The organism is Bacillus sp. FSL K6-3431 (assembly GCF_038002605.1).
Taxonomy (GTDB): Bacteria; Bacillota; Bacilli; order Bacillales; family Bacillaceae_C; genus Lederbergia.
In genome coordinates, this window is the sequence record NZ_JBBOCT010000001.1 from 4,641,535 (window position 1) to 4,662,229 (window position 20,695).

12 protein-coding genes are annotated in these 20,695 nt (G+C 35.9%); 10 read left to right on the forward strand and 2 right to left on the reverse strand.

Annotation, left to right across the window (positions count from 1 at the left end; genetic code table 11):
- The first annotated feature begins 386 nt into the window (after positions 1-386).
- From MHB53_RS22170 to MHB53_RS22185, 4 genes are all read left to right on the forward strand, one after another.
- Positions 387-1,799: a sulfatase-like hydrolase/transferase gene (locus MHB53_RS22170; RefSeq protein ID WP_340922510.1), complete on the forward strand. Its 1,413-nt coding sequence runs from the start codon at positions 387-389 to the stop codon at positions 1,797-1,799.
- 61 nt (positions 1,800-1,860) lie between these two features.
- Positions 1,861-3,153, forward strand: a complete 1,293-nt coding sequence (locus MHB53_RS22175) for a sulfatase family protein (RefSeq protein ID WP_340922512.1) — start codon at positions 1,861-1,863, stop codon at positions 3,151-3,153.
- A gap of 211 nt (positions 3,154-3,364) precedes the next feature.
- Positions 3,365-3,985 carry a YesL family protein gene (locus tag MHB53_RS22180; protein ID WP_340922514.1) on the forward strand — a complete coding sequence of 207 codons (621 nt, stop codon included), beginning with the start codon at positions 3,365-3,367 and terminating at the stop codon, positions 3,983-3,985.
- A gap of 30 nt (positions 3,986-4,015) precedes the next feature.
- Complete coding sequence (locus MHB53_RS22185) at positions 4,016-6,289, forward strand: AraC family transcriptional regulator (RefSeq protein WP_340922516.1); 2,274 nt, start codon at positions 4,016-4,018, stop codon at positions 6,287-6,289.
- A 164-nt stretch (positions 6,290-6,453) separates the two neighbouring features.
- Here the strand turns inward: MHB53_RS22185 and MHB53_RS22190 are convergent, their stop codons facing one another.
- A complete protein-coding gene (locus MHB53_RS22190) occupies positions 6,454-8,670 on the reverse strand; it encodes an AraC family transcriptional regulator (RefSeq protein ID WP_340922518.1) in 2,217 nt (738 codons plus the stop codon).
- A gap of 37 nt (positions 8,671-8,707) precedes the next feature.
- On the reverse strand, positions 8,708-9,328 hold the full coding sequence (locus MHB53_RS22195) for a YesL family protein (RefSeq protein ID WP_340922520.1): 621 nt from the start codon (positions 9,326-9,328) through the stop codon (positions 8,708-8,710).
- A 284-nt stretch (positions 9,329-9,612) separates the two neighbouring features.
- On the opposite strand from MHB53_RS22195, the gene MHB53_RS22200 reads away from it, so the two are divergent.
- The 6 genes from MHB53_RS22200 to MHB53_RS22225 all read left to right on the forward strand — a co-directional run bounded on the left by MHB53_RS22200 (position 9,613) and on the right by MHB53_RS22225 (position 20,599).
- Positions 9,613-11,007: an alpha-L-fucosidase gene (locus MHB53_RS22200; protein WP_340922522.1), complete on the forward strand. Its 1,395-nt coding sequence runs from the start codon at positions 9,613-9,615 to the stop codon at positions 11,005-11,007.
- 47 nt (positions 11,008-11,054) lie between these two features.
- A complete protein-coding gene (locus MHB53_RS22205; protein WP_340922524.1) occupies positions 11,055-14,180 on the forward strand; it encodes an alpha-mannosidase in 3,126 nt (1,041 codons plus the stop codon).
- Between the two features lie 273 nt (positions 14,181-14,453).
- Entirely contained in the window at positions 14,454-16,754 is a 2,301-nt protein-coding gene (locus MHB53_RS22210) for a glycoside hydrolase family 3 N-terminal domain-containing protein (protein WP_340922526.1), read from the forward strand.
- Between the two features lie 325 nt (positions 16,755-17,079).
- Complete coding sequence (locus MHB53_RS22215) at positions 17,080-18,021, forward strand: ABC transporter permease (RefSeq protein WP_340924924.1); 942 nt, start codon at positions 17,080-17,082, stop codon at positions 18,019-18,021.
- A gap of 16 nt (positions 18,022-18,037) precedes the next feature.
- Positions 18,038-18,931, forward strand: a complete 894-nt coding sequence (locus MHB53_RS22220) for a carbohydrate ABC transporter permease (protein ID WP_340922528.1) — start codon at positions 18,038-18,040, stop codon at positions 18,929-18,931.
- Positions 18,932-19,027: 96 nt separating this feature from the next.
- Positions 19,028-20,599: an ABC transporter substrate-binding protein gene (locus MHB53_RS22225; RefSeq protein ID WP_340922530.1), complete on the forward strand. Its 1,572-nt coding sequence runs from the start codon at positions 19,028-19,030 to the stop codon at positions 20,597-20,599.
- Positions 20,600-20,695: the final 96 nt, after the last annotated feature.

A 20,695-nucleotide genomic window follows, 5' to 3' on the forward strand; every position in this document is an offset into this window, starting at 1 on the left:
ATTTCAAACTGTAAACTGTCTATATTACTGATGGAGCACATATCAAGTAAGCTATGAAAATCATTTACATGTGCTCTTTTTTATTAGTTATGATGTTATATTATACTGTTTATTTTTGGCTCATGGCCCAAAGCCACTTTTCAGCAGGCTGATAGGTGAGAGAAACTGTGGTTTCTCATGAATGGGCCAAAAATCGTAACAATATTGTTTAACAAATCCTGTTTATTAATGCAAAGGATTTCATTGTTTTTCAAAATATAAATATTTGACTATATGTATCTATCCAAATGGTTAAAAGTACAATTTTACAATGATAAAAAGATTGGCAATATACAGACTCTATTTGATAAGATTGTATATGACTACCAAAAAAAGGAGGAAGAATAATGCTTAATAAACAGCCGAATATTATTTTTATTTTAACGGATCAACAGCGTATTGATACTTTAAAAGCTTATGGAGGAAAAGTAAGTAAAACACCAAATATAGACCGTCTGGTAGAGGAAAGTGTTGTCTTTAATAATGCATATGCTAGTTGCCCTGTTTGTACACCAGCCCGTGCATCACTTCAAACTGGATTGTATCCTCATAATCATGAAATGAGAAACAATACTTCTGAACCAGGGTGTAAATATGACGCCTTACCGAATTCACCAAAGTTGCTCAGCAACAAACTGAAAGAGCAAAATTACAGCATTGGTTATACAGGGAAATGGCACCTTGGACCCGGACCTACTGAGGTTGGATATGAAGGTGATGATTTTCCTGGACATGGTGGTGGCGGGCATACATATTCTCAATACCAAGAATATTTAAATGAAAAAAGGCTAGAAGTTAAGCTGGAAAATAAAATATCTGGCCATTACAAAGGGCATTGGGCGGCAGAAGTCGTTTCTCCGGTTGAAACAACTGTAGAATACTTTTTAACAGACCAGGCGATTCATTATATTGATCAATTCCGTCAAAGATCGGATCCCTTTTACTTTCAATTAAACTTTTGGGGTCCGCATGAACCATATGTTGCTCCAACTAAACATTTAGATCTTTATCGTGATATGGACATTGAACCATGGACTAATTTTTATGAAGAATCTACTACTAATAAGCCTGCCATTCATAACTTGAAAAGGGCAAAGTCTAATGAATGGAAAACGTTTGAGCCGTATGTAAAGCATTATTTTGCTAATACAAGTTTGATTGATGAGCAAATTGGTCGATTACTCGCTTATTTACAAGAGCATAATCTGTATGATAATACAATCATTATCTTTTCCGCGGATCATGGAGAATCCTTAGGTATCCACGGTGGATTATGTGATAAAAATTTCTTTATGTACGAGGAAACTTGCCATATTCCACTTATTGTTAAGCCCCAAAATAAAATGGAACAGACAAGATACGAAGAGCGTTTTGTTGGAACCTGTGATTTTTACTCAAGTATATTAGATTGGGCTGGAATATCTAAGGAGGAGGCACATCGTGATGGAAGGTCGTTTGTTCCTCTAGTAAATAATGAAAATGTTAGTGATTGGCCTGATCATATTGTCACTGAAGGAAATGGACTTTCTGAAATTCTGTATACTCAGCGTATGATCCGAAAAGGGCATATAAAATATGTTTTTAATTGTGGAGATACAGATGAATTATATGATCTACAAAATGATCCCTATGAAATGATAAACGAGGTCGATAATCCTACGTTTAATAACATCCTCCTATCAATGAGAGAACTTTTGGCAACGTGGATGGAAAAACATAATGATCGGGTTTTAGGGCAATACAAAGATCTACGCATGTGACGACAAAATAAATTAGATATAGTAGAAAGTTTCTCTTAAGAAAGTGAAGGTGGTTAACGTTTTGAAAAAGCCAAACTTTATTATTATTTATTGTGACGATTTGGGATATGGTGACTTGGGATGTTACGGATCGGAACATGTGAAAACTCCATATCTTGATAAACTAGCAGAAGAAGGTGTTAAGTTCACGAATTGGTATTCGAATTCCCCAGTATGTTCGCCATCACGTGCTTCTTTGTTAACTGGCCAATACCCTTCAAAAACTGGGATAACCAGTATACTTAGTGGAAAAAGAGGAGCAACGGGACTGCCAACGACTACTGAGACCCTTGCAACAAAACTAAAATCAATCGGCTATAACACTGCTATGTTTGGTAAATGGCATTTGGGTGCTTCCTTAGATACTGGGCCGAATGCACATGGCTTTGACGAATTTTTTGGTTTTCGTGCTGGCTGTGTTGATTACTATTCACATATTTTTTATTATGAAAGCCCACCAGTACATGATCTTTGGCATAATGAGCAAGAAGTGTGGAGTAACGGCGAATATTTGACAGAATTGATTACAGAAAAGGCTGTTACATTTATTGAAAAACAAGAAGATCAAGAGAACCCATTTTTCATGTATGTACCTTATAATGCTCCACATTACCCAATGCATGCTCCAGACACGTATATGGAACGTTTTTCACATCTACCATGGGACCGTCAAGTGATGGCGGCTATGATCGCTGCTATGGATGAGGGGGTTGGTCATATTGTTGACACCCTCAAAAAGACAGGAAACTACGAAGATACAGTAATTTTCTTCTCTAGCGATAATGGTCCTTCGGCTGAAGTACGGAATTGGCTAGATGGAACAGAAGATCGTTATTACGGAGGAAGTGCCGGTATATTCAGGGGCCATAAAGCTAGTTTATTTGATGGAGGAATCCGAGAACCTGCAATTTTAAGTTACCCTGCGGTCATATCGAAGGGACAGATATCAGAAGAACTTGGAGTAATGATGGATATCTTTCCGACTTTCTTGTCATTAGCTAAAGAGCCATACTCAGAAGATGCCTTTGACGGTAAAGACATTGTTGAAATGGTAACAAGAGATGGAATAAGCCCACATAAACAAGTTTTTTGGGAATATAATGAGCAACTAGCTGTCAGACAAGGGAATTGGAAACTCGTATTAAATGGGAAACTAGATTTTGATACTAAGGTTGAGTCTAGTATTCATTTATCTGATCTGAAAGATGATCCAAGTGAACGAACAAACCTTGCTGAGCAAAATCAAGAATTAGTAGAACAAATGAAAGAAGATCTATTAAAATGGAATGAAGATATGAAAAAAGTCTCTATTTGAAGATAAGAGAAATAGAAAAAGAAAAGATTAATATACTGTTGATGAACATTTGAAACGTTGAATTGTCTTTTAATTTGCATCATATTAACACATTCTTCTCTTTTTTCTCGTGATTTTTATGGCAAATAAGGTGAGGGATGTGTGTTTTATACTGAGCATCAAAGGTGGATACCCTCACTTATATATGGGGATATAGAGGAGAATGCTAGTTATGTTAAATTTAAATGGTATATTAAAATGGATTTACGATATTGGAAGTTGGTTGGCAAAAGTCATGTATTTGCATATACTTTGGGTTCTTTTCACGCTATTAGGATTCGTATTATTTGGGGTCATGCCAGCTACGACAGCATTGTTTTCCGTGATTCGTAAATCGATAGAGGGTGATCGTGAAACCTCTATTTTTTACACCTTTTTTTCGACTTATAAGAAGTATTTTCTAAAGTCAAATGTTCTAGGGCTGCTAATGGCTAGTTTAGGAATATTTTTATATATTGATTTAACAATTTCTAAACAAATGATACAATCATTCTATATTCATGCAGTTCTCCTGGTTGTTTGCTTTTTATACTTTATCACAGTATTATACTATTTCCCTGTTTTTGTACGATACGATTTCAGAATATTTAAATATATAAAACAATCTTTTCTTATTTCACTTGCCAGACCGTTTGAGACAATAGCAATGATAGTTAGCTTAGTCCTTCTCTATTATTTATTCAACTTGATACCGCCTCTTCTGTTTTTTGCAGGCTCTGCCATTATCGCGTATCCGCTTATGTGGTTTGCCTACCGTGCATTTAGTGGAATAGAAGGCAAGAATTCAACCTAAGACTTCCAAGTAGGAAGGAGGAAGATTAAAGTGTTTTTTAGGAGTAAAAAGTTAAAGAACCGATTAGTCTATAAATATGTTATATCTAATTTGTTGGTATTTCTAATTCCTGTCGTATTCATGAGTGTTTTTATTTATCATAATTCTGTATCAGGCCTGCGTATGGAAATTGAACAGTCTAATATAAATAAATTAAAGCAGATCGAAAATATGACTAATGAGCGCATGAATGAATTTGAAAAAATAACATTCAGGATATCGCATGATCCTCGTTTAACGCCTTATATGATGAGTCATGATTATTATAGCGGAGAAGCAAGGGAAGAATTAAAAAAGTATAAGGACAACAGTTCGATCATAGAAGAAATATTTGTTTACTTTTATGACAATGAAAATTATATATATTCCTCCAATGGTTTATCCTCTTTGGATACCTTGACTCAAAAAATGTATCAATTTAAAAAATGGGAGAAAGAGGACCTGGTCAGCGATTTGTATACCACCAAGGCGATGATCAAACCAGCTGGGGATGTCACTCTTAATAAAAGTGTTCATGACAGGATTATTGCCTTTTTATACCCAATCGCCCCAAATAACCCCCAACCATACGGAACTGTTATGTACTTCGTTGAAGAAACTGTATTAACAAATCTTATTGAAAATATTCTAGGTGACTATCAAGGAAATACGTACATTCTCGATGAAAACAGCCATATGATTGTATCAGCAATGAATGATCAGAAAATAGAACTGGATAACCTGGATGAGTCAATTCTTAATACGCAAGGGGTTAATAAAATTCAGCTAAAGGGAAAAGAATATTCAGTAGTATCGGTTAAATCGGAAGTCAGCGGTTGGACCTTTTTTACAATAATGAATACTAATCAATTTTTTGAACGGGTTGTTCATATGGAGACATTCATTGTGTTACTTCTAATCAGTTTATTGTTACTAGGTTTTGTGATCGCGTTTTTATTTGGTCAAAAACAATATAAGCCAATTCAAAGTTTATTTGAATTAACAAAAATGAATGATCGGAAAGACACTGTCTTGGATGGGAAAAATGAAATAGAATCCATACGAAATAGGATTACTAGTATATATAAAGACCATAAAAGCATAACGGAAACATTGGATTTACAAATGCCGTACGCAAAGGAAAAGTTATTGGCAAAATTGCTAAAGGGAGATTTCCAAAATAATTCAGAGATATATTCAATGCTGCATGCGCTAAATATTAAAATGAATGATGGGTTTTATTTTGTTGCTATTATTGAATTGGCAGAAGTAGGATGTGAGGAAGAATATATAAAAAAAAGAGAGCATTTAATAAATTTGTTATCGGAAATTTCTTTCTCGAATGCGACAGCATATGGGGTTGATTTACTTTATAATGATGCAATTGCCCTAATTATCAATATTAATAAGAAGACTGAAAATGTAAAAAAGGAACGGCGAATATTTGCTAGGCAAATCCAACAATATATAAAGAAAACTTCATTAACAGATCCTTTGATCGTTGCAGTTGGAACCATATACGATAAAAAAAGTTTTATTAATCGTTCATATATTGAAGCGCTTGCTACAATGGAATATAAACTTTCAGTACCACAAGGCAGCATTGTTTACTTTGAAGAATTAGGATCTTCAACCGAAAAATCATTAGGTTATCCGAAGGAAGACCAAATAAAACTTGCTCAAAGTTTGAAACAGGGTGATCAAGTTGTCGCGATAGAAACATTGCAAAATATATTTGCTAGTTTAGGCAAAACAGAGTTATCAATACATGTATTAAAATGTATTTGTTTCGATATTACAAACACAGTTATCAAAACAGGAATAGAATTGGGAATGACGGAGGATTTTGGGGATTTCAAAGGTATTGCTGATTTTAATTCGGTTGAGCAATTAAATAATCGACTTACAACGGTTATATTACAAATTTGTAAAAAGGTTGAGGCAAAAAAAGAAAGCCATAATGAAAAATTACGAATAGGGATAATGGATTATATTGATTCACATTATAAAGAGTATGGCTTAAGTCTGGAAGTAATTGCTACAAAATTTGAATTGTCGATTCCTTATCTAAGTAAATTTATAAAAGAACAAACTGGTGAAACATTTACACAATATGTAGTGAAACTCCGAATGAGCGAAGTGAAAAAACAATTAAGAGAGACGGATAAAACAATTGAAAAAATAATAATGAATGTAGGATACAAGGATGTTGCCAATTTCACTCGGAAATTCAAACAGATAGAAGGCGTTCCGCCAGGGCAGTATAGAAAATTAAATAGATCCTAACTTCAGAGATAAACTAGAGGAGTTTAGGATCTATTTTAAAAGAAAAGAAAGCATAAAATTATTATAAATTTAATTTGACTAGAAGTGCTTCTTTGTCCAACTTCAGGCGCTATCAGCTCAAGATTACTAATTGGTGGAAACAATTTATATAGTTTTAGAATAACCTATTTTGCTTTAGAGTGTATATTCCGATACTCACTAGGTGTTAATCCAACTGAGTTTTTGAATTTTCTAGTGAAGTTTGGAGCGTCAATATAACCAACTTCGGAGATAATTTCCTTAATTGGAGAGTTGGTTTCGATTAATTGTTTCTTTACCTCAGCGAGCCGCAATTCCCAAACATATTGGGAAAATGTCTTTTGTGTCTCATCTTTGATAAATCTACTTAAGTAAGAAGCAGATAGATTGAAATTTTGTGCCATGTTTTCAAGGCTTAAAGCATAGTCTTGAAAATGATTATTAATATATGTTAATATATCAATTTGCAATTGATTCTTTTGGTTTTCTTTCTTTTGTGATATTTCTAAACAAACTTCTTTTGCTAATTCGGCTAAATCGCTTTCAAATTGTTTGAATGATCCTACATCAAAATGATAATCTGCTTTCTTTAGATTAATAGAAATACCGGTTTCGCTTGCGGTTTTGATGATTGTGTTGATAATGTCGTATTGCATATGTTTGACCAAATGAATAGGTGCATCACTTAGCCACGCAATTAGTGATTTGATCGCTTCGTTTGCAATTTTGGGATTCCCTTGTTTGCAACTTTGAGTTAATTTAAGTAAATGAGTTTTGGGAAGCCACATTGTTTCTTGCTGTTCTTTGATTTCCTCAAAATGTATGACTCCTCTAATTTGATTCGCTGTCCCATGTTCAAAAGCCGCAGATGCTTCAATAAAAGAGCGATTAATCGATTCCTTCCCTGGATACGTTTTGCCAACGCCTATACATAGATTTTTTTCATTAGCCATCAGTAGTTGCATAAATTGGGATAGAAACTTTTTCTTCTCCTCTTTTTTATTCATGTTTCCATTAATGATGTAGGCGATTACTTTTTCATTTATTAACTCTACACTATATAACCTTGCATCCTGCAATAATTGACTAGATGCTAAATCCAATTGCCTCATATCAATATCACTTAATTGTTCTTTTGAAAAGGATGTAACGAACACAAAGGAATAATCTCCCGTAAAATGTAGATTAAGTGAATGAAACAATTCCTTAGATTGATTAACAGCCTTGGTATGACCTTGAAGAAGGGTGATTAAACATTGATCACGAACTAAAGGCTCTTGTTTTACAAATTTATTGTTTAAATCTTCATGTTTTGCATATAAGTTTTCAATAATGATACGCAAGTTATCAAGTTCATTTTTATTGCTAAGTGGATATGTATTGTCTTTTCGTTTTACGATATCTATCATTTTTTCAATAGGATGATATTGTCTAAGTGCAATATATATCGAAAGGATGGAAGCGACAATAACTATAAATAAAAAAATAAGCAACATGAATGTTCTGAATTCTGATACTTTACTGAAAAACTGATTTGTAGGCAAGGCAGTTACATAGGACCAATTACTTGTATCAGATTTAACCTTTAAAATTGAATAATTTACTTTATCAATAGTTAATTCACTAATACTAGCATTTTTGTCAAGAATACTTTTCACATTAACTACATTTAGTTTGGTACTATCGTTGGAATAGGTAGCTATGACTTCGTTATTTTGATCGAAGATAAACACAATTCCTTCATAACTGCCTAAAATATTATTAATCATATTTTTAAAAAAGGTATCTTCCAATTTCATAAGGACAACACCAAAAGAACTAACAGGTCCGGGTGGAAGAGGATAAACAAAAGCTGGATTATCATCAAATGGTTTAACATAGGTAGAAATTATTGGAATATTTATATTACTTAAATTCTCGGTAAAAAAGTCTTTGTCTGCAATTTGTAAACTAGATTGGTACTCTAAAAAGGTATCAACCGACATATGACCGTCTGCTGAAAATATCTCATTTTGATTAAAATAATATAAGTATAGTTCATCGATAATGGCGCTGTTTTCTTTGTATTTTTTTAGTTCATCAATTGCTTCAGGGCGGAACTCATTCATACTGACACGATAAGGCGATAATTTAGGATCATAAGAGATGAGAGCACCGATTTCATTTAATTCTTTCATGCGATCATCAACAATATTTTTAATGTTTCTGAGGTTATTTATATTGGATATTTCAATTTCATCTCTCAAACTATTAACTGAATTATAATAGAAGATCAGTGACATAATTGAGAAAGGGACAATAAAAATTAACATATATGAAATAATATAAGATAGTTGCAATCTGGAAGTCGATCTTTTTTTCATAGGAATTTCTTCTCCTTGCTACATATTCTCTCTAAAATTATTGAATTTGCTTTTTCGCCAGTTTATTAAAGGACATTAAACTGAACCACATAATTGGGTAAGACAATATCGAAGCGCCCATAAAAAAGTATACAACAGGAATCTTAATATAAATGATATAAGCACATGAAACCCAAAGAAGCATTGAAATTGTATATAAAGGCTGAGAAAAAGCAAGCAAGAATGATTGTTTAATATATTGTAAGGGCTTTAATTTGTAGTGAGAAAAAACCGGGAAAAGGTATAGACAAGTCAAGAAAAAGACAAAGCTAATTATTAGTAAACATATATGTAATGGGGCAAATTTCAAGAATTCTTGCGAAACCTTAATGTCTATATAAAGAAAGCCACCGATGATTAACATCACTAGCCCTATCAGATTGGAGCTTTTCCAAGAACTTTTATAAGTTTGGTAAAAATAAGGGAAGATGGAGATGTCATCTTCTTTCATTAGCCACTTTCTTATAACCGAAAAAACCGCTGATGTTGCCGGCATAAAGCCAAAGATACCTAGTCCTAAAATAGTGAATACTACCCAGAGAATATGTACATACATCACTCTGAAAATCCATTCCGAAACGCCGAAAAATACCCCTGCTAAGCCTCTTGTATTAATCATATCTATCACCAATTTTCTATGAAGTGTATTTTACATTATGTCTTCCTTAATGGTAGGGAAGATAAAAAAGAATGTCAAGTCACTTTCCCCTACAGTATTGGCGTATATAGACACTACGACTGTGTAATATCTTACATAACTATGTAGATCATGTCTTTTTAAGAAAAAGGAAATAGAAAGGGTTTTCAAAGTGAGCGGAATTTACACATTTACAAAGCAATGAAAAGGAATCTAAAATGACTATGAGAAAGTTCTATATACAATAGTTATTTGGAGGTAATTTCATGGCTGAAAATAATACTGAAGCATTAGCAGAAAAAGAGGAAAAAGTAGTAGAGAATGGTGTCCACCATTTTAGCAATGAAAAAGGATGGGTAAAGCCTGAAGATCCTGTACTTTTAGAGCAAATAGAATGGTTTAAGGATCAAAAGCTTGGCTTTATGATGCATTGGGGACCTTATTCTCAATTAGGGTTAGTAGAGTCTTGGGCATTAAGTGATCATGATGCTGAATGGTCTAGGGAGGATGTTGACTGGGAGTCTGATGCAGAGGTTTTTAAAAAGCAGTACTTCGATCTGAATAAAAGTTTTAATCCGGTCCGCTTTCAGCCGGATGAATGGGCGGAATTGGCAAAAGAGGGCGGCTTCAAATACTTTTTATTTACTACAAAACATCATGATGGCTTTTGCATGTGGGATACAAAGACAACAGATTATAAAATAACAGATCCCAGCTCTCCTTTTCATACGCATAAATATGCTGATATTGTAAAACATGCTTTTGATGCTTTCCGCGCAAAAGGTTTGCCGGTTGCTGCCTATTTCTCAAAAGCAGATTGGCATACACCTACATATTGGAAACCAGGAATGGAACGTGGAACAGAGATGTGGCGTGGCCCATCTTATGATCCAATAGAACATCCTGAGTTTTGGGAGGAATTTGTTCAATTTACTCATGAGCAAATGTTGGAATTATTAACGGATTACGGAAGGGTAGAAGTGCTTTGGCTTGATGCAGGCTGGGTTTCACCAAGAAGTAAGCAAGATATTCGTCTTGGTGAATTAGTTGATAAGGCGCGCGAAAAACAGCCGTGGTTACTTTCAGCTGACCGTCTAATAGGTGGACCTTATGAAAATATTATTACACCTGAGCAAGCTGTTCCACAAAATCCAATGGATGTGCCGTGGGAAAGTTGTATTACGATGGGATCAGCATTCTCATTCCGCTATGAGGATGATTATAAACCCACACGTGAGCTCATCCAATTGTTGATTGAAGTAATCTCCAAAGGTGGAAACTTGGCTTTAAATGTCGCCGCACAACCAGATGGCCGACTACCTCGTGGAGCGATTACTAGAATGAAAGAAATGGGTGCTTGGTTGAAAGTTTATGGGGAAGCCGTATATGGAACAAGACTGTGTTCTCCATACTATAAGGAGAATATTGCATTCACACGTAAAGCCGAAACTGTTTACTGCTTCTATATGTATGAAAACGAAGATACACCTATTAAACAGGAAATTTTTATCCCATACACTGACAAAGTGAATAGTATTGATATTGTCGGAGGATCTGAAAATATTAAATATACTTCATCGAATGAAGGAATATTCATTGAACTTCCTGAAACTGAATTGGGAGAACATGCTCCAATTGCACATGTGTTTCGATTTAATTGAACTATATAAACAGTTTCCCTAAAAACATATAAAGGAAGTTATCAACATTGCAAAGAATTAATCGTTTTATTCATCATTTAAGTGGACATCAAAGGCTAGAAACATTAATTATTGGTTCATGGGCAGCTAGACGAGCTCAATATACGGAACCTGTTAAATATATGTATGAAGACCCAGAGAGTGAAATAATTAACGTAGGAGATCAGTTAATTACTACAGGAGTAACAATGTTTTTAGAACAGTCTATTACTGTTCCAACTGAATGGGATGATCATCCTGTCGGAGTAGAATTTAGAGTTGGACAACCTGAAATAAGTACGCACCATGAAGGTCTTTTATCAATAGATGGTGTCCCATATCACGGAATTGATCGGAATCGCAGTTATATCCCATTTCCGAAAAATAGGGATGGAAAACATGCTTATGATCTGAAAATCGAGTTGTTTAACCCAGCCGCCCAACCAGTAGATACATTGAATCATCAAAATGAACCAGCAGAATATAATCCTGCTCCACTTATCCTTCTACAAAGTGATTTAATTTGTGTAAACGCTGCGGTGGAGAGCTTACTATACACGGTTAAGGTTTATTTTGAAACGGCACGAACAATGTCAGCTGGTGATTTAAAGCAATCCTTTATTGTAAAGGCTTTAAAAGAGACTTCTGAGCTTGTTTTAAATGAAAGTGAACAAAAACTAAAAGATCAAGCTTGGGTAAAATCGATTGAAGCAAGGTTATTAAACAAGTTAGAAGAGTTAAATGGATATTCTCATGGGAAAATTCATATGGTAGGCCAATCACATATTGATTTAGCTTGGTTATGGCCGTTAAAGGAAGCTGTTCGAAAATGTAGTCGGACCTTTTCTACGATGAGTACTTTATTAGATCAATTTCCGGCATTCGGATATGCGCAAAGTCAGCCACAAGCGTATGCGTTTATAAAAGAACATTACCCGGATATTTATGAGAGGGTGAAAGCACATATTGCTTCTGGAAGATGGGAAGTAGTTGGCGGGATGTGGGTGGAACCTGATCTAAATATACCATCCGGGGAATCGCTTGTACGACAACTTGTTTATGGAATGCAATTTTACCAAGAAGAGTTCGGAGTAAAGCCAAGAATTGAGTGGCTTCCAGATACATTTGGTTATTGTGCATCTTTACCACAGCTACTTCGTAAAGCAGGCATTGATTATTTTATGACAACTAAAATGAACTGGAACGATACGAATGCCTTCCCATATGATCTTTTTAATTGGGTTGGCATTGATGGAACGAGTGTTATATCCTATGTTAATCATGGGGTAAATGAATATACACATCCGAAGGAAATCCAGCTTCATTGGGATAGTTATAAGCAAAAGTCAGTCCATCCAGAGCAAATGCTACTGTATGGGCATGGTGATGGCGGTGGCGGTGTAACGAAAGAGATGCTTGAATATGTAGAGCGCTCGAGCGATCTACCAGGATTACCAAGCTGTGTCTATAGTACTGCCCATGAATTTTTTGACGGCATTCAAGAAGCAGACCCAAAATTGCCTACTTGGCATGGTGACATGTACCTGGAACTTCATCGTGGGACATATACAACTCATGCAAGAAATAAACGTTGGAATCGAAAAGCTGAAGTATTATATCGCGATGCTGAAATTTGGAGAAGTTTTGCTTCTTTACATGGGGCTCCAGGAAATGTCGAAAATATGGAAGCGGGATGGAAACTATTATTATTAAACCAATTCCACGATATCATCCCTGGGACATCGATTCCGGATGTATATGTGAAGTCAGAATCGGATTATCAGGAAGTATTTAAGATTGGAAACAGTGAGAAGGAAAATGCGCTTCAATTTCTTGAAAGCCGAATAGACACTACCGGCAATGGTGTACCCGTTCTATTATTTAATAGTTTGTCTTGGGAAAGATCAGAAACAATAATAATTAAAGGTGGATCCGAACTATTGGAAGTAGGAGCCTACGATGAGGATGGTACTTTATTAACTAGTGATCTACAGCAACTTAATGGGGAAGAACTAGAATTGTCTGTGTATATACCAAGTATTCCAGAGATGGGCTATCGCACTATTTGGTTAAAATCAGATCATGTAAAAAAAGAAATAGAAACGATTGAATTTAATGGTAATTGGGAAACGGATTTTTATCAAGTGGAGTGGAATGATAACGGGGAAATTTTGCGCTTATATGATAAAAAAGCGAAGCGCGAAGTAGTTAGGTCTGGGGAAACAGCCAATCAATTGCAATTTTTCCATGATCGACCTTTGTATTGGGATGCTTGGGATATCGATTCGAAGTTTGCGGAGCAACAGGCAGATCAAGTGAAATTATTATCTGTATCTGTGATTCAAAAGGGGAAGACCAAAGATATTTTGCGTTTTAAATGGTCGATATCGCAATCTATGATAGAGCAGGATATTATCTTTTATCACGATTCACAAAGAATTGATTTTGAAACAAAAGTAGAGTGGAAAGAAGCACATAAATTATTAAAAGTAGCCTTTCCTGTGGATGTATTGGCGAATCGAGCCGCATTTGAGATTCCCTTTGGGACTGTGGAGCGAGCCACGCATACGAATACAAGTTGGGAGCAGGCACAATTTGAAGTATGTGGACATCGCTTTGCAGATTTATCAGAAGCAAATTATGGGGTTAGCCTATTAAATGATTGTAAGTATGGATATGACATAAAAGATAATGTATTAAGATTATCTTTACTACGAGCATCTAAATGGCCAGACCCGGGTGCAGATCAAGGTTTTCACGAGTTCACTTATTCTATTTATCCGCACGAGGGAAATTGGCAGGAAGCGAATATAGCAAGACGAGGCTATGAACTCAATCATCCAATCAGTGTATTAACAACGAATAATCATGAAGGTATATTACCTAGTCAACATAGTTTTGTGAAAATTGAGGGGAAACACGGAGTATTGGATACGATTAAACCTGCAGGAGATGAACGTGGGTTAGTTCTTAGATTTTATGAATCTGGTGGTGGTAGAGAGCAAATAAATATGCAAATAGCAAGCTCTTTAATTTCAGCAGAGGAAACGAATTTATTAGAGGAGCATATATCTACGCTTGCAGTACAAGATGGCGAATTAGCCATCGACCTTCAACCATTTGAAGTAAAAACGATTCGCTTAATTAACGACTGAATCCTAATCAATTACGCCTCGGCGGAATTGCGTCCAGATTTTATCGAGCTCGCTCGAAAAAATTCTTCTGAAAATATCTGAAAATCTGTGACATCCGCCGAAGGCTTTCACTTCATTCTGCCGGAGTTTGCACTCCCACTGAATTAGGTAAATCGCATTCATCTCGCCACTTATGAAGTGGGGGACTTCTGCTGAATGAAGTTAACATACCAATTCGACATGTTTCTGTGTTGAGTTGGTATTTTAAAATAAAACGAAATGAGTGTGGCTAAGATGAAATATAAAGATAGCTCTCTTTCTATCGATGAACGCGTGGAAAATTTACTATCCCATATGACATTAAAAGAAAAAGTAGGACAGCTTAATCAAAAAATGTATGGTTGGGATGCATATAGGCGTTCAAAAGACGGTATCGAATTGACAGAAGAATTTATGAAACAAGTGGCATTTGGGGAAGGAATGGGTGCATTATACGGATTATTCCGTTCAGATCCTTGGTCAGAAGTTACGTTTGAAAATGGTATTCCTACACATGAAAGTGCCAAAGTGGCGAATATAGTGCAGCGTTATATGACAGAAAACACGAGATTAGGCATTCCTGTACTCTTATCTGAAGAATGTCCACACGGCCATCAGGCACTAGATGGAACAATGATTCCTACGAATATCGGTGCAGGTAGTACTTGGAATCCAGAGCTGATGGCAGAAGCTTATGCATATGTGGCAGCGGAAGTCCGTTCTCGTGGAGCCCACCTAGGCCTGATATCTACTTTGGATATATTACGTGAACCTAGATGGGGGAGATCGGAAGAATGTTATAGTGAAGATCCTTATTTAGCCTCACAAATGACAATGGCTGCGGTCAAAGGACTTCAAGGAGATGCATCCGCTCTTGATAAACAGGAGAAGATTGTCGCCGTGTTAAAACATTTTGCAGCGCAAGGGTCTGGTGAAGGGGGGAGAAATGCTGCTCCAGCCAATATAGGTGAAAGGGAGTTGCGTGAGATACACCTACCTGGCATGAAGTCAGGTGTAGAAGCAGGTGCCCTTGGATGTATGGCAGCTTATAATGAAATTGATGGAGTACCTTGCCATGCTAATGCAAAGCTATTAACGAAAATCCTTCGAGAAGAATGGGGATATGAAGGGATTGTAATGGCGGATGGAGTTGCAATTGATCGTTTAGTCATACAGGCGGGCGATTATGAATCGGCAGCGGCGATGGCATTAGCAGCTGGAGTAGATCTAAGTCTATGGGATACTTCTTTTACAACCTTGGAGCAAGCAGTGAGAAACGGGAAAGCGAAAGAAGGGCTTATTGACCGAGCGGTTCGTAGAATACTCCGTTTAAAATTTTCTTTAGGTTTATTCGATCAGCCATTTATCGATGAGACAGTATCGGTAAATGTAGTAGGCAGTGAGTCTTTTCGCCAAGTCAATTTGCAAGTGGCAAGAGAATCTATCGTGTTATTAAAAAACGATGCAGATGTCCTTCCACTAAGCAAAAATACAAAAATAGCTGTGATTGGGCCGAATGCTAACCAAATATATAATCAGCTAGGAGATTATACAGCTGTTCAAGCAGAAGGCAAAGGAGTCACGCTTCTTCAAGGTATCCGTAATATCGCAAAATCAGAAGTCATTTATGCAAAAGGATGTAGTATCAGAGATGAATCAAGAGCAGGTTTTGCGGAAGCGATTGCAGCAGCAGAGCAAGTGGATGTCGTTGTTCTAGCATTGGGTGGCAGTAGTATGCGTAATTTCGATATTCAATTTGACACGAATGGAGCAGCCATTATTTCTGGCAATCCTAGCGAGATGGATTGTGGGGAGGGTGTCGATCTAGCTGATTTACGATTAGGCGGTGTACAAGAAGAATTAGTGCAGGCGATCGCTGCAACAGGAAAACCGGTGATCACAGTTTTAATTCAAGGCAGACCACATGCGATCACAGAAATATTAAATGATAGTGATGCTGTACTTTGCGGATGGTATCCTGGGGAAGAAGGAGGGCAAGCGATTGGGGAAATCCTTTTCGGAGATGTCAATCCAAGTGGAAAACTATCTGTCTCTTTACCAAGATCCTCAGCACAGCTTCCGGTTTATTATAATCATAAAGATCAAGGGAGAGAATTGCTTTATATCGATTCAACGGCTGCACCATTATTTCCTTTCGGCCATGGTTTAAGTTATACACAGTTTGAATATAGCAATCTACGACTTGTTCGATCTGACATACAATTAGAAGAAATAGAAAATAATCAGCTAGTGGAAGTATGTATAGATATAACAAACACTGGGAAAATGGCTGGTGCGGAAGTTGTCCAGTTGTATATTAAAGATTTGGAAGCAAGTGTTACTAGAAGAATAAAAGAGTTAAAGGGGTTCAAAAAGGTTTGGCTTGATCCAGGTGAACGAAAAACAATTACGCTTCCATTAAGTAAAGAAGAATTGGCAATATGGAATGATGAAATGAAATTTGTAGTAGAGCCGGGAAATATTAAAGTGATGGTTGGCTGTGATTCTGTGAATACCGAGGAAATTAGTTTACAGTTGAAGGGACTTCATATTTAATCTAAAAAAAGTCTGTCTATTGTTAGAAAAAACCATGTAGTAGTACGAGCTACATGGTTTTTTTTACAATGTGTCAAATCTTACTTCAATGTGTAAATCATTCACTGTTGCGAAAACACTGACTTGTAAGCATTTACAACACGCAAAAATCTACACATTTACAAAGTTGCAGAAAGCGCTTTAAGATTAGTTTAGAAACACCAATAAAAAATAGTAGTTAGGGGAGGTTGGATTTTTGGGTGCTCTTAAAGAACAAATAGCAGATACAACTGCTTCACCTCTAATAGAAGAAGTGAATGTAAAAAAAGAAAGTAAAAAGTTGAATATGGGCACGAAGGACCCGGATTTCAAGCGAAGACAAAAAATATATAAAAGAAAAATGATTATCCAAAACTGGCAGCTTTATCTTTTTGCACTTCCATTAGTAGCTTATATTATTGTTTTCGCTTATTTTCCAATGTATGGAATCCAAATTGCATTTAAGGATTTCAACCCAGTTGACGGGATTTTAGGGAGTCCTTGGGTTGGATTTAAGCATTTTGTGAGGTTTTTTGAGTCGTATTATTTTTGGGACTTAATAAAGAATACGGTCGGTATTAGTCTTTATAGTCTACTAGCGGGATTCCCAATACCAATTATTTTGGCGTTATCTCTTAATGAAGCAAAGGATGGAATTTTTAAGCGAACTGTACAGACTGTAACGTACGCTCCTCATTTTATTTCAGTTGTAGTTATGTCTGGTATTATCATTACATTCTTAACGCCATCAACGGGAATTATTAATTTTTTTATTCAAGCCTTAGGGTTTGAGCCAATTTCATTCTTAACGGAACCAGGTTGGTTTAAAAGTGTTTTCGTGTGGTCAGGAATATGGCAAAGCACAGGGTGGGGTACCATTATTTATCTCGCAGCATTAGCGGGTGTAGATCCTGAGCAGCATGAAGCTGCTACGATAGACGGTGCAACGAGATGGCAGAGAATATGGCATATTAATCTACCTGCAATCATACCCACGATTATTATCCTACTCATTCTAAATGTTGGAAGCTTTTTATCTGTCGGATTTGAAAAAATATTATTGCTACAAAATGCATTAAATATGGGAGCATCCGATGTAATATCAACATTTGTCTACAGAATAGGACTTGTTGAAGGACAATATAGCTTTGGTGCTGCAGTTGATATATTTAACGCAGTTATCAATGCGACACTATTGATAACAGTCAACTATATAGCTAGGAAGAAATCAGAAGCTAGCTTGTGGTAAGAAAGGAGATAAAAATATGATTAAAGATACATATTCTGATAAAGTGTTTAAAGTTTTTAACTATATTTTTCTATCATTAGCGTTAATCATTGTTTTGTATCCGATTATCTTTATTGTTAGTGCTTCTATCAGTAGCCCGAAGTTTGTTAACTCAGGAGAAATGTGGCTCTTTCCGAAAGGTCTAACATTTGAAGGATATAAAATGGTTTTCCAAAATCCGCAAATTTGGATTGGATATAAAAATACCTTGATATATACTTTTTTAGGAACGGCAGTCAATTTATTAGTAACAGTCCCCGCGGCGTATGCCTTATCGAGGAGAGACTTTGTCGGACGCGGATTTATTATGGGACTTATGCTTGTCACAATGTTTATTAGTGGAGGATTGATCCCAAGCTATTTACTAATCAAAAGTTTGGGGCTAATTGATACAATTTGGGTCATGATTCTTCCGGGAGCTGCTTCTGTTTATAATGTTATTGTATGTCGGACATTCTTTCAGAGCACGATCCCTGGTGAGTTGGAGGAATCGGCGAGAATGGATGGTGCCGGTAATTTCACCTTATTTGTGAAAATTATTGTACCATTGTCTGCACCGATTATCGCAGTTATGGCTTTGTTCTACGGTGTAGGGCATTGGAACAGCTATTTCAACGCATTAATTTATATTCGAGATCAAGATTTATATCCATTACAACTTGTACTAAGACAAATCTTAGTATTGCAAGAAATGAGTGCAGAAATGACAATGGATGCCTCTACAGTAGAAGCACTCCAAAATAAAGCTACCATAGCAGATACTGTCAAATATGCAGTGATCATTATTGCAACGCTTCCGTTAATTGTCATTTATCCTTTTATGCAAAGATTCTTTGTTAAAGGTGTAATGATCGGTTCAGTAAAAGGTTGATAGATGCTATAAATTTAAGGTGGTGGTGTACAAAACAGAGTAGATCAATAATGTTATAAATTAATAAAGTTCAATACAAGTACTAGGGGGATAAATATGAAAAAAAGTATATCTATTTTTATGATTATTTTGTTGTTAGCGGGAGTATTAGCTGCCTGTGGAGCAAATGAAAAAGAAGGAAAATCTAGTAATTCAAATGCAAAAGAAGTAGAAGTGAAAAAAGAAGGTTTTCCGATTGTAGATGAGAAAATCACACTTTCTATGTTTGGACCGAATGTTGGTGTCGCTAAATGGGAAGATATGAAGTTTTTCCAGGAAATGGAGAAAAAAACAAATGTTGCATTTAAATTTAATACACCACCAAATGAAAGTTTTGAAACACAAAAAAACTTGCTCTTTGCTAGTAATGAGCTCCCAGATGTATTCTATGCAGCGGCATTAACGAATAGTGATGTTACAAAATACAGTGAGCAAGGTTTAATAGTGCCTTTAGAAGATTTGATTGATAAATATGCACCAAATATTAAAATGATGCTTGAAGAATATCCTGATATTAAAAAAACAATTACTGCGTTAGATGGTCATATTTATACATTACCAGCAGTAGACCGCACATTACCTTGGAATATCCATCCTATGTGGTATAACGGTGACTTCTTAGAGGCTTTAGATGTAAAAGAATTACCAACTACTACGGATGAATTGTATGAACTATTGAAAAGAATTAAAACAGAAGATCCAAACGGTAATGGCAAGCAAGATGAAATTCCATTAACGGCAGCAGAGATGTGGGATATTAGACAGTGGTTTATGGGCTTCTTTGGTCTTAATGAGCTTGCCCAAGGTGTGTATGACGGAAAAGTAAAATACGGCGCAATTCAACCAGAATTTAAGGAATATCTAGAATATATGAATAAATTATGGGAAGAAGACTTATTTGACCATGAAGCATTTTCTCAAACAGGAGAACAAAAAGGTGCAAAAGGTAAAAATAATCAAGTTGGTCTATTTGCAAACTGGAGTCCAGGAGCGTTTAAGGGAACTGAAGAGGGAACGAAACACCCAATGATGCAACCTGTAACTGGTCCAAACGTTGATCAACCAGTGATTCCTATCAGCCCTGGACAAAGTATTAACCAATTTGCTATTTCCAATGTAAATAAATACCCAGAAGCAACTATGCGTTGGATCGATTATTCTTATTCACCAGAAGGATCTGCGTTCTTACACGGATTGGATGAAGGTGATGTATGGGAGTATTCTGATGACGCTAAAACAAAACGAACAATGAAAGAAGGAGCTGAGGACATTCGTGGGAAATTAACACCAGCTTACGGAATTCCAGTACCTATGTGGACAAATGAAGAGTATGCAGCTAGCCTTGCTGGTGAATATGATCAATTCAGAGATAAAGAAACAGAGGAGAAAATTCTTAAGTATGGGCAAGTAGCATTGCCACAATTATTCTTGACAGCAGAGGAATTGGATCAAATTGCAGGTATTAATGCAGACATCGTTGCCTATGTGGAACAAATGGAAGCAAAATTTATTACAGGTGCGGAACCAATCTCCAATTGGGATAAATATGTAAAAACAGCCAAAGACATTGGTATCGATAAGATTGTAGAAGTTTATCAAACTGCCTACGACCGTTACGAAGCAAATTAGTAATGAGCAGATTAGTTCAATCACTGGATAGGTCTAATCAGTGATTGAACTATTTTGATTTATAAGGGTATTGAGCTTGAGAGGTATAACTTGGTT